At 31.5% G+C, this 11,550-nt stretch carries 9 protein-coding genes; 8 read left to right on the forward strand and 1 reads right to left on the reverse strand.

Annotation, left to right across the window (positions count from 1 at the left end; genetic code table 11):
- Positions 1 to 58: 58 nt before the first annotated feature.
- Positions 59 to 748, forward strand: a complete 690-nt coding sequence (locus tag Q4Q55_RS03855; RefSeq protein WP_303371542.1) for an LlaJI family restriction endonuclease — start codon at positions 59 to 61, stop codon at positions 746 to 748.
- 361 nt (positions 749 to 1,109) lie between these two features.
- Here Q4Q55_RS03855 and Q4Q55_RS03860 read toward each other — a convergent pair whose 3' ends face one another.
- Positions 1,110 to 1,754 (reverse strand): hypothetical protein, encoded by a 645-nt coding sequence (locus Q4Q55_RS03860; RefSeq protein WP_303371503.1) that lies wholly within the window; start codon positions 1,752 to 1,754, stop codon positions 1,110 to 1,112.
- Between the two features lie 217 nt (positions 1,755 to 1,971).
- Here Q4Q55_RS03860 and Q4Q55_RS03865 point away from each other — a divergent pair, with 217 nt between their 5' ends.
- The 7 genes from Q4Q55_RS03865 to Q4Q55_RS03895 all read left to right on the forward strand — a co-directional run bounded on the left by Q4Q55_RS03865 (position 1,972) and on the right by Q4Q55_RS03895 (position 11,135).
- A complete protein-coding gene (locus Q4Q55_RS03865; protein ID WP_303371504.1) occupies positions 1,972 to 5,322 on the forward strand; it encodes an ATP-dependent DNA helicase in 3,351 nt (1,116 codons plus the stop codon).
- Positions 5,323 to 5,340: 18 nt separating this feature from the next.
- On the forward strand, positions 5,341 to 5,517 hold the full coding sequence (locus tag Q4Q55_RS03870; protein ID WP_303371505.1) for a hypothetical protein: 177 nt from the start codon (positions 5,341 to 5,343) through the stop codon (positions 5,515 to 5,517).
- A gap of 351 nt (positions 5,518 to 5,868) precedes the next feature.
- A complete protein-coding gene (locus Q4Q55_RS03875; protein ID WP_303371506.1) occupies positions 5,869 to 7,194 on the forward strand; it encodes a hypothetical protein in 1,326 nt (441 codons plus the stop codon).
- Positions 7,195 to 7,198: 4 nt separating this feature from the next.
- Positions 7,199 to 8,122 carry a DNA-processing protein DprA gene (locus Q4Q55_RS03880; protein WP_303371507.1) on the forward strand — a complete coding sequence of 308 codons (924 nt, stop codon included), beginning with the start codon at positions 7,199 to 7,201 and terminating at the stop codon, positions 8,120 to 8,122.
- A 7-nt stretch (positions 8,123 to 8,129) separates the two neighbouring features.
- Positions 8,130 to 9,464 carry a VRR-NUC domain-containing protein gene (locus Q4Q55_RS03885; protein ID WP_303371508.1) on the forward strand — a complete coding sequence of 445 codons (1,335 nt, stop codon included), beginning with the start codon at positions 8,130 to 8,132 and terminating at the stop codon, positions 9,462 to 9,464.
- A 68-nt stretch (positions 9,465 to 9,532) separates the two neighbouring features.
- Complete coding sequence (locus Q4Q55_RS03890; protein WP_303371509.1) at positions 9,533 to 10,429, forward strand: plasmid pRiA4b ORF-3 family protein; 897 nt, start codon at positions 9,533 to 9,535, stop codon at positions 10,427 to 10,429.
- Positions 10,422 to 11,135 carry a hypothetical protein gene (locus Q4Q55_RS03895; RefSeq protein WP_303371510.1) on the forward strand — a complete coding sequence of 238 codons (714 nt, stop codon included), beginning with the start codon at positions 10,422 to 10,424 and terminating at the stop codon, positions 11,133 to 11,135. Before Q4Q55_RS03890 ends, Q4Q55_RS03895 begins: the two co-directional genes overlap by 8 nt.
- Positions 11,136 to 11,550 lie beyond the last annotated feature (415 nt).

Raw genomic sequence — 11,550 nt, forward strand, 5'->3', positions numbered from 1 at the left:
TGCGGTAATGGATCTCAAAGGATACACAAGTGAGTATGATTTTGTTGAAACATAATTTATTTTAAATAAACTTGAAAAAGAGCTTAATGTGGAATTTAACACCCACAAAATTAAACTCCTGCAATCAATGCATTCATATATCTCAAATAAAAATGCCCACACTAATGAAAATTATCTGACTTTATATGGAACATCCACTTATCATGAAATCTGGGAGGAGATGTGTGCTAGAGTTTTCAGTGATAAATTACACAAACGTTTAAGAGATTTGAAGTTGCCTGTTGAGTTAAACAGTAAATTCCCGAAAAATAAAGAGTTGATTGATTTAATTAAAAAACCGAAATGGGTTTATAAAGGTATTCACACCAAAAAAGCCAAGGGAACTTTCATACCCGATACAGTAACATTTTACAATGATGAGTTTATCATTCTGGATGCCAAATATTACAATTTAAAATTTAGTGAGGATGTTTTGGATGGCCAGCCCGGTCTTGAAAGCATAACAAAACAGTATTTATATGAGCTTGCTTTTAATGATTTCATTGAAAAGCATAAATTCAAAGGAGTTAAAAACGCATTTCTGTTCCCGACTTATGAAAGTGAGGTTGAAAACAAAGGTTTTGTTGAGTTAGAAATTTTACATGATTTGGGATTGGAAAATATACAGGTTATTATGCTTCCTGCAAGAAAAATAAATCAGTTGTATTTAGATAATAAAAAAATGGGTATTGAGGAATTGAAATTATAATTATTGCATTCTATGAAAAATTTAGAATAATCTGAAGTATTGATAATACATTCGTTATTTTCAAAACCAGTAATTTCACAAAATTAATTTTAACTTCTTTTAAGAAAATCTCTCACCATATATAGAACATGCTAAAAATATTCTTCTTCATATGGCAATTAAATATGAGTCTTTAAAGAAAAAAATTAATAATTTGCCTAATGATAATGAGGTTGAATATGATAAAAAAACTATATTGTCGATTGAAGAGTGTATAGAAATCGATGGGTGCTAAGACTTCGATATTGAAATAATAAAAAAATTAAAAGCAAGTATCAAGCTTACTTTTAATTGAATTTAAAAATTAACTAGTATGATAAAATTACCTATTAATGCCTCCTACAACATGCCCTTTACCATCATAAAATTCATATGAATCATCATCATGCATCACTAGTTCACCCCCTCTGCCATCAGTATAATATTCAGTATCTCCATCTTTGCTTACAAATTCCCAATCACTAGCTTTGTGCTGTGAGAGTCCTAAATCATCAGGGGTTTCATCAGTCTGTTGGCTTGATTCTGTAGTTTGGGTAACTTCTGAAGTTGTTTCTGGTTCTTTTTCAACTACTTTTTTGGCAATGATTTTTATTTTTTGGGAAGTAGTATTGGCGGAGTAATTTTTATCACCTTCAAAGGTAATATTAACTACATAGTTGCCTTTAGAAATATTTGTTAAATTAACTTTAGCTTTTCCTTTAGAATTTGTCTTAATAGTTTTCTTTAAAACTTCTTTATTATTTTTATCTGTAATAATGATGTTTATTTTTTTATTTTTAATACCTGTGCCATTTAACAGTGAAAGTTTAACGTTTAACGCTCCATCTTCTTCAATTGTTTTATTGCCAATAACTTTAATTTGAGTTGACTGCTGTTGTTGTTCATTAAGCATGTAAAGTGCAACACCAACAAGTGCAATGATAACTATAACTAGCACGGCAATAATTATTTTATATCTCTTTTCCATATTACCACTTTAATATAATATTGTTATTAAAATGATATATATCAATAACAATATATAATTTTATTTTTATCCATGATGGGTTTTGGATGAAATTGAAGCTCATAATTTGTATTGGTATTAAACATTTGAATTATAATAGTGCTTTTTAGAAATAATTTTAAATTACAATCAACAAATATTATAACAACTTTAATACATTTATTTCCGGGTTGAAAATATGTCTTATATAATCAAAAAACAGAAGTTCTATAATTTATATGATAAAATAAAGGAAACTTGTGATTCAAATAACTATGAAATCCCAATTCTTTTAAGGGATTATGAAACACTTAAAAAAGAGGATTTCAAAAATGAAGATCTACAAAACGATTTGGAAAATTTCCTAATAACATTTCCTGAGTTTTCAGAAATTGCTCTAAATCTAAACGAAGAGCAGGAAGATGTTGTAACTTATGATGGAGATAAGTTTTTAAGTGTTGAAGCGGGTCCCGGTGCTGGTAAAACCAGAGTTTTAATTGAAAAAGTAAATTATATGGTAAATGAACTTGGGGTTGACCCTGAAACTTTGTTAATAATTACATTTTCCCATATGGCTGCCGAAGAGCTTCAGGAAAGACTTTCAGAAGGAGACCTTCTTAAAAGTGATGTTCAAAGAATGCATATTTCAACAATCCACTCATTTTGTGGTAGAGTCCTTGAAGAAAGCGGTCAGATTGGACTAAACATTATCTCAGATGAAGCAGGTGAGAAAAACATTCTATTTATAGGTAAACATTTAAAAGAACTGGGTTTCATCCAAGAAGCATACATGTCAAACAGTGAAATCAGAGACATCGAAGCCAAATACAATGAATATTGTGCTTTTGATGTTTACAGTGATAAATTAATTGACTATATTGAAGAAACAAGACCGGTTGACCCTGAGTATGTCAGTTTCGTGCGCAATTACATGGAAGAGCATGACGGCAAATATCCGTATGATGAAGTTAAAAACAATCCTGATTTTAAAAAGTCAAAATACAATGCAAAGTATTTACAAATTGCCAAATCTTACAACACATATGAAGAAATCCTAAAACGTGAAAATGCAATTGATTATGGTCATATGCAAAAGGATGCCCTGGAAGTTTTCAAAAAAGGATTTAAAACACCTTTTAAAAATATTTTAATAGATGAGTTTCAGGATACTGATCCGATGCAGATGGCATTATTTGAAGAGTTAATGAAAACAGCAGATACATTTACAGTCGTTGGTGATATTAACCAAAGTATCTATGGTTTTAGAGGCTCAAATACAAATCCTTTCACTTATCTTGCAAAACACCACAAGGATGAATTCGAATTCAAAAGCCTTCCAACCAATTACCGTTCAACTGAAGAGATTATTGACATTTCAGAAGACTTCATTATCCATCAAAGACCGGCCGATTCAGCTCTGGGAAAAGCAAAATGCGGGCGTGAAGTAACAAACCCAGTTTACTATCTAGTTAATGAGGATACAAAATCCGAAGCATACAATATCTATAAAATAATCGAGTATTTAATAGAAAACAAGAAAGTAAACAAATTATCAGACATCGGAATACTTCTTCGTTCAGTAAAAGACAGCTCATCAAGATGCATAGGTGATTTAAGAGAGCATCTTGATATAAATGGCATCAATTATCAGATGAGCGGTTTAAGTGATTTAATTGAAAAAGATGAAATCAAGTCAGTTTTAACTCTATTTTTCCATCTGGTATCAGATGATGATCCTCACAAGCACTTCTTTAACAGATGGGAGAGGGATTGGCTTAATCTGAAAGCATATGCTGACCAGATTTTATTCAATCTATCAGATAAAACTAAAGAGATTTTATACAATCTTCAAAATAAATTTGAAGCCGAAATTGTCCAAACAGAAAATGAAGTGTGGCTTGAATCACACAAATCCGGTGGAAAATCAACATTTGCCAAGGTATTTGACCGTGATGAGGAAATGCTTGTTGAAATATTCAACCGTGTTGAAAGGCCTGTTTTAGCAAACGAAAATTTAATCGAATACGGAATAACAAATGAAGATGATTTGGAGTTCTTCAAACGGTTAAATGAACTTAAAGACTCACTATATGCAGAAGATGTCAAATTTTATGAAAGACCAACAGTTTCTGAAGTTTATCTCAAACTCTTAACAGACATTACAGGATTTTTAAATGAGGACTTAATTTCAGATAATGATGAAATAATCTATAACCTTTCAAAGCTCACAAATTCACTTTCAACATTTGTTGAAGTCAGATTTGAAAGGGATATCAGAGGAGCATTCTGGTTCATATACAGAACAATTGAAGGCCATGAAGGATACAGAAAAGATGAGGATGGAGTTCAGATTATGACAATCCACAAATCAAAAGGTTTGGAGTTTCCGGTTGTAATCATTCCATCACTTAAAAAAGACAAATTCCCAATGAAATACATTGATCCAAACCCAAAAAGCGGATGGACATTCGGAAAACCTGTCTACTACACACCTGATGACTGTCTCAAATACCCTAAATTTGATGAGGAAATAGGACCTGAAAAGTCCCATGAAATGGAAGAGGAAAGGATAATTTATGTTGCAATGACAAGAGCCGAGGACACACTGATATTGTCAACTTTAGAAGATAACTGTGAGGCTTCAAGGGAAATTGCAATAATGCAGAATGATTACAGAAACCTTCCAAAAGGCCCCAAAAGAATCCGTGATGCAATCAACAGTAATTTGGACTACTGCAGATTAATTGATCCTTTAAACATTGACATAAATGTTCTTCCTCAAAAAGTAGAAGATGAAGATGACTCATATTGTGTTGATTTAAGCTTTACTGCTCTTGAAAACTACAACAACTGCCCGTTCAGATATAAACTTGCAAATGAAATAGGTTTTACAATAACAGAAAAGCAGGAAATCGATGAAGGTATTTTTGTTCACAAGGCACTTGAGGTCATCAATAAGGAGATTATTGTAAACGGCAATGAATTTATCGGTGAAAATCAGGTAATCGATATTGTTAAAGAATTATTCGAAAAAGCAAATGAGGAACTTCACGAAGAAGACCCTGATAGATATGAAAAAGACCTAAAAGAAATAACCGATAATGTGCTTTACTACTATGAAAACTATGGAAAGAATTTAAAACTGCTTGACAGTGAATACCCGTTCTATTTAAAAGACAAAAATTACTCACTTACAGGTGTAGTTGACCTGATTTATGAAATAGACGGCAAACTGGGCATTATTGATTATAAGAATACCCGTTTAGAAGCAAAGTATAAAAATAAATTCAAAAAGCAGCTTCACTTATATGTCCTTGCTCTAAGAGACCAGAACCAGCAGTATGAAGGAATGGAAATCTCACAGCTTAAGGTATATACAATCAAGTCCAAAAAGATGCTTGACTTTGAAATCGATGAGGAATATATTGAAGATTTAAAACTTGAACTTGAACGTGTTGCAGAAAGTATTCACAATGGAGAATTTAACTCATGCAAATGCGAAGACTGCAAATACTGCAAGTATAAAAATATATGCAGACAGGATGTTTAACTTTAAATTGGTGATAATATGATAACATGCGACGTATGCGGACACCTGAACGATTCCTCAAGGGCAACCTGCGAGGAGTGCGGATCTGACCTGTCAGACAGCCCCGACTGGGGAAATGACTGCGGCGATGATGATTTGAACTATGACTACTCAGAGGAATTCGGATACTACGATGACGATTATTTCGGCGATTAGATTTTTGAATGTTATGAATGCGGAGCAGAACTTTATGATGAATTCTGCGATGAATGCGGATGGCCTGACGTCAACCAGGAACTGTTGGGCGAGGATTATGGTAAAGGGTGAAAAGTCATGAAAACATGTCCATTGCATTGGTGATTATGTTTGGATATATAATATCTAGCAAACTGTAATCGAATTTTTAATAAGTTGTTTTCATCATTAGTAATGTTGGAAATTATCATAATAGGAAATTACTTTATTTAATAACAAGTTTAACATAAGATTTATCTATTTATTCACATAAAATATTATTTAATACATGGTTTTTCATGCTGCAAATCAAGATATTCTGGAAGTGATTCGATGGTCAAAGATAAAGTAATTTACGATATTGATGAAATCAAACGCATATCAAGGGAAATAGACGCTATAACCGGAGTCATTGATGATGATAAAAGAGAGGAACTGAAATTAAAATATCCAGGATTTCGTTCTTTGAATATGCTTATAAAGAGTCATAATAAAAAATTTGGCGGGAATAAACCTTCTGTTAAAAATACCAATAAGAAAAATCACTCAAAAGCAAATTTTAAAAGTATCAATAAGAAAAATCAGTCAAAAGCAAATGCTGAATTTAAAAAGAAATTGGGTAAAATCAATCATTTTATTGATGATGATGAAAGAATTAAATTAAATCCAAAAAATTATGAAAATTTTAACAGACTTATCAATATTCAGAATAACGGATTTATTAAAAAAGAGCAGTCTGAAATCTTAAAGGAATTTAATTCCACTTTAAGGAAATCCACAGAAATTATTGATGAAAAAGAAATTGAAAATTTCAAAATTAAATACACTAAGGACTATCATGACTTTTTCACATCATTGAACATGGAAAAGTCAATTAATAAGTTCAACCGGGATTTGAAAAAAAAGCAGAATGCAGAAATAGTTTCTATTTTAAGGAATAAATACTCTTCTTTAAATGAACCGATTTCTAAACAGGCAGTTTCTGATTTGATTTCAAAATATCCTGATGGTGAATGTGGCATTTTAATTAAAAAATATAATAAACAGTATTTCAATAATAAATATAGAAAAACTGAAGAGGATGTTTTTTATTTAAACGATTATATTCGAAAAGACGATTGGGATTATTTTGATTCACAACGTGTGAATACCAGTAAAGAAATACTCAAATACAAAGATAGAGTTTCAAAGTTTATAAATAAGTTTACAGATGAAATAATCGGGTTTACTGAAGACTTTGCTAATTATGGTGTTGAGGATAATATTGAAAGGATTTTTCTTGTTTCAATTCCTTCATCCACAGCACAGAGAAATAAACACTCATCAATGAAAAAAACAATCAAAATCATTGAAGACAATTATAAAAAAGGATTGATTGATTGTGATAAAGAAATAATTAATTTCAGTGATGCGTTAGTTAGGGTTGAGGATGTTAAAACAGCCCATATGAATACTGATGACAGGCCAAAATATAATGATCATATAAGAACTATTAAATTTAATAATGAAGAAAAATATGATTTTGAAAATGGAGTATTTTTAGTTTTGGATGATATAACTACAACTGGAACTATAATGAGGGCATGTGGAGATATTTTACGAACTAACAATATTGAGGAAGATAAAATTTACAAACTTGTAATAGCTGCAACAAAGTGATATTATGATTAATAAATTCAAGGAATTGCTTTTTTTAAAGAATATAAAAGGATTGGGCAATGCCAAAATAAATAAAAATTATTTGGGATTATTGGATGAATACAGTGATTTGGATGATTTAATCACAGAAATTGAGTACAGGTTTAAGATTTCACTGGAGAATCTGGAAAATGCCAAAGTTAAAGCTGAAAAATTATATGATGAAATAACCGATGACCCTGAAATTCATATAATAACAGTATTTGATGAAAATTATCCTAAAAAACTGGAAGTCATGGGGAATAAAAAACCTCTGATATTATATGTTAAAGGAAATGTGGATGCATTATCCAAACCGAACATTGCTGTTATCGGTACAAGAAAACCCTCTGCATTAAGTCAGGAGTTCGAAACAGGTCTTGTTCAAAACATTGTTAACAAAACAGATAAAGTGGTTGTAAGCGGTCTTGCACTGGGCTGTGATAAGATAGCTCACCAGACAACAGTTGATGAAAATAAAATCACAGTTGCAGTTCTTCCAAGTGGCGTTAACGTCATTAAACCTGCTAAACATAAACAGCTGGCTCAAAAAATCATTGAAACTGGAGGATGTCTTGTTTCTGAATATGAGCCTCATGTAGGTGTCAATAGGGGTTCATATGTTGAGCGGGATGCGATTGTTGCAGCATTCAGTGATGCTACATTTGTAGTTGAATGCGGCATTAAAAGCGGAACAATGCATACAGTGGATTTTGCAAATGATTATAAAAGACAATTGTTTGCGTATCTGCCTGAAAACAGGCCTGAAAAATCATATGAAGGAAATGAATTTATTTTAAGAAACAATAAAGATGCAATTAAGGTTGAAGATATAAATGAATTTTTAGACAATCTTGAAAGTCTAAAGCCTAAAAAGAAATCCGCTTCGGTTCAGGTATCTTTATTTTAGTGTAAATATGAAATTTAAGGAATATGCAAAGGGAAATTTGGAATTTGAATTAGTAAAGGCAGATTATATTCTGGATAATTTTCAGCCCGAATTTGACTTTGATGGTAATAATTACTCCAGCGAGAAATTTGCAATTGAAAACTTTAAATTAAGAGGTTATAATGCATTTTTCACAGAAAACGACATCTGGAAGAAATTACTGATCTGTTTATTTTACAAAGAACTGAAAAGAAATCCGAATCACAGACCTTCCCTGTCAAATGTTAATCATCGTTATGATGATGATTTTTTCAAGGACAACAAAAGCAAAATCATCAGCAGATTCAATTATCTAAAAGGCGCTGATTTGGCTGAGGAGATTAGAGGAAGATGTCCCAAGGTTGATTATAAGATTATTGAACTGTGCAATCATTTAAAAAACGCTCAGATACTGCAGGTTTTATATGATTTGATTTCCAACTTTAACGTTAAGAAAAGAGGTTTTCCGGATTTATTTGTTTATAACGATGAAAAAGCTTTTTTCTGTGAGGTAAAAGGAAATTCGGATTCACTAAGTTATGTTCAGGTTAAAAAACATGAAGTCCTGCTAAATGCGGGCATTGATATTGTAATATTCGGCATAAATAAAAACAGATTATGGGTGGAAGAGCAAAAGAAGAAATACTTTAACAGAGGATTATTCAGAAGAGGCAATTTCATCGACAGTTACGATTCAAAGATATATGTGGCCGATAAGGTATACAGTCAGCTCATCGATGAAGGTATAGAAAACTTCAAGAAGGATTTCTTAAAACGCCATGACTTTTACGCTTTTGTGGGATTTTTAAATATTTTAGATGATTATTCGTTTGATGAAAAGATTGATGCCATAAAGGCACCTTCACAGGAGTTAATTGATCTTTCAGCTGAAAATGCAAAAAAGATAAAACAATTAAAAACACTTAAGGAAGCCAAGATTTTAGAGGATAAAAAGAAATATCGCGAAGCAATTGAACTGTATTCTAAAGTTGACACTTTTAAATCTTATAAGCGGATTATTTACTGTTATCGCTCATTAAAAGATTATGAAAATGAATTGAAGTTGATATATGGTGGAATCAATAATTCAAACTTCACTACAAATGATAAAAGTTTTTTCAAAAACCGTTTAAGGAGATTTTTCAAAAACAAAAACGATTATGAAATTATAAAAATCAATAGGAATTGCCCATATTGTGGAAGCACAATCATTTTAAATAAATTCAAAAAAAGAAATAAAATTAAGATACTCACATGTTCTAGTGATAAATGTTACTGGTATGGCGGAGTTTATACGGATAATTCAGATGATTTGAATGTTTAGTATAAAATATTTTTTTAGTAATTAAACATAAATTATATTGATTTTAATTTGTAATGGTTGTATTAAAAATGGAAAACATTAAAAATGATAATATTGTTGAGGTTGTTGAAAAAATCCTAAAAGATCCGGGGGATACAATGCATGTAGGTTTGGCGCATGAGCTGATTGATTATCTGGTGGATGCCACACTGATTTGCCCGTCAGATGGCGAGGGAGGTATAACTGTTCTTCAGTTGGGACCTAATTTATTTCTTCCGGCATCATGCGACATCGATGATTTCAATAGGATTTTCAAAGAAAGAACTCCTGAAAAATATGAATTCAAAAACCTTAAAGCATTTATAAAGGACACCGACGGTATCATTCTAAATCCGGGAAGTTTCGGTTTTATACTAAACCCGGCATTTTCAAAGATGGTTTTCACTAAAATCAACGATAAAACACCCCTTTCAAAAGGCTATGATGTTAAAATCAGACTGGATGATTTCAGACCTTTGACCTGGAGAGATTTGATTTTGCCTGCAGGCATAACATTCAAGTACCTTGACAGCATCATGAAAATATTATGGGATTTTTCAGGCTATCACTTATCAAGGTTCACCTTCAAGGACAGCCCTGATGTAATCACAAACGAGTTTGAAGATATTGATTTCAATCCGGGAGAGCTGAATTCCAGTGAAATAATCATTGATGAGTATTTTGAAAATAACAGGAAAATCTACTGGGAATATGATTACGGTGACGGATGGTCATTTACCATTGAAGTCAAAAAGGCAGTTGAATATGATAAGTATTATCCTTTAATCAAACGTTTTAAGGGTGAGTATAATCCTCAGGACGATATCGGCGGTGTCTGGGGTTTGGAAAAACTTATTGATGAAGACCCGAGTCAATTAACCAGATTCAATCAGGAAGACGTTCAGTGGGATTTGAAATATTATATGTCCGGTGAAAGTGATGGATAAACTGCAAAAGGACTTGGATGATTTGAACAGTTCAATCAGGGATTTGGAAAGTCAAATAGAAAAAGAAAAAGAGATTGCAGAAGAAAGTATCAAACAGTTAAACGCACAATTGTCTCAAATCAGACAGGATAAAAGGAGTTATGCAGCTAAAAACGATTTTGAATCTGTTCAAAATTGCAGAAGAAAGGAAGAAAATCTTAAATTCAAAATCACTTCCAAATGGAACAGGCATTCCATTTTAAAAAACGATCTGATTAAGTTAAAAAGGAAAAAAGATAATCTGGACTATCAAATTAAACTTGAAAAAGATAAAATAAAAAGAAATGATGAGAATTTAAAGAGAATGGATAAGGTTTTAAAAAACTATAGGAAAACCCAAAATCTAAAACAGGCAGCAATCGATTCAGATATAAATCCCGAACATGTCGAGCAGTGGTATGAGTGGGGTAAAAATGATTATAACCAGACATACTCCTACTTTCACAGTCAGATTATTGAAATTGATGAATTTTTCAAGTCTCTTGAAGCGCAAAAACTCAAAAAACAGATGGATGATGTTGTTGACGCATACAGGAAAACTGATTCTTTAAAGGAAGCTTCCAGGATGGCTGGTGTCAGTTATGATACTGTCATGTACTGGTATGAATGGGGTTCTCGAGGTTTTGGTAGTGAAAATACGTATTTTTTCAAAAAAATAGATTCATAATCAATATCTATTGTAGAACAGTGTTCTACAATTTCCCAAAGATATCGATTTATACTTTATCCAATTAGATTATTGCCTAATTGTGGAGGCTAAACCTCCTGATTAATATTAATGATTGAATTATATATAAATGTATTTTCAGGGAATTTATATCCTTTAAACGTGGTGAGAGTCTAGATTTTCCAAAAAAAATCTTGTTTTAAATGCTAAAAATATTTAATATATTAAATATGGGTGTTTTCTAGGTTATATGATTTTTTAAGTGTTCATTGTTGACTAAATCTGTTTTTGGGATCTTTTGTATTCTTCATAAGCTTTATCGATTCTTTTTTTTGATTCAATTTCATGTTCCTCGAGCAGTCTTTTTCTTATTTCCCTTGATTTTTTCTTAGGTACGAATAACATGTTTTTCACC

This window comes from Methanobrevibacter sp. (assembly GCF_030539555.1).
Taxonomy (GTDB): Archaea; Methanobacteriota; Methanobacteria; order Methanobacteriales; family Methanobacteriaceae; genus Methanocatella.

Coding starts and splice junctions, on each gene's coding strand:
- Q4Q55_RS03860 (WP_303371503.1), bottom strand. CDS start 1,754: ATGGAAAAGAGATATAAAATAATTATTGCCGTGCTAGTTATAGTTATC.
- Q4Q55_RS03865 (WP_303371504.1), top strand. CDS start 1,972: ATGTCTTATATAATCAAAAAACAGAAGTTCTATAATTTATATGATAAA.
- Q4Q55_RS03870 (WP_303371505.1), top strand. CDS start 5,341: ATGATAACATGCGACGTATGCGGACACCTGAACGATTCCTCAAGGGCA.
- Q4Q55_RS03875 (WP_303371506.1), top strand. CDS start 5,869: ATGGTCAAAGATAAAGTAATTTACGATATTGATGAAATCAAACGCATA.
- Q4Q55_RS03880 (WP_303371507.1), top strand. CDS start 7,199: ATGATTAATAAATTCAAGGAATTGCTTTTTTTAAAGAATATAAAAGGA.
- Q4Q55_RS03885 (WP_303371508.1), top strand. CDS start 8,130: ATGAAATTTAAGGAATATGCAAAGGGAAATTTGGAATTTGAATTAGTA.
- Q4Q55_RS03890 (WP_303371509.1), top strand. CDS start 9,533: ATGGAAAACATTAAAAATGATAATATTGTTGAGGTTGTTGAAAAAATC.
- Q4Q55_RS03895 (WP_303371510.1), top strand. CDS start 10,422: ATGGATAAACTGCAAAAGGACTTGGATGATTTGAACAGTTCAATCAGG.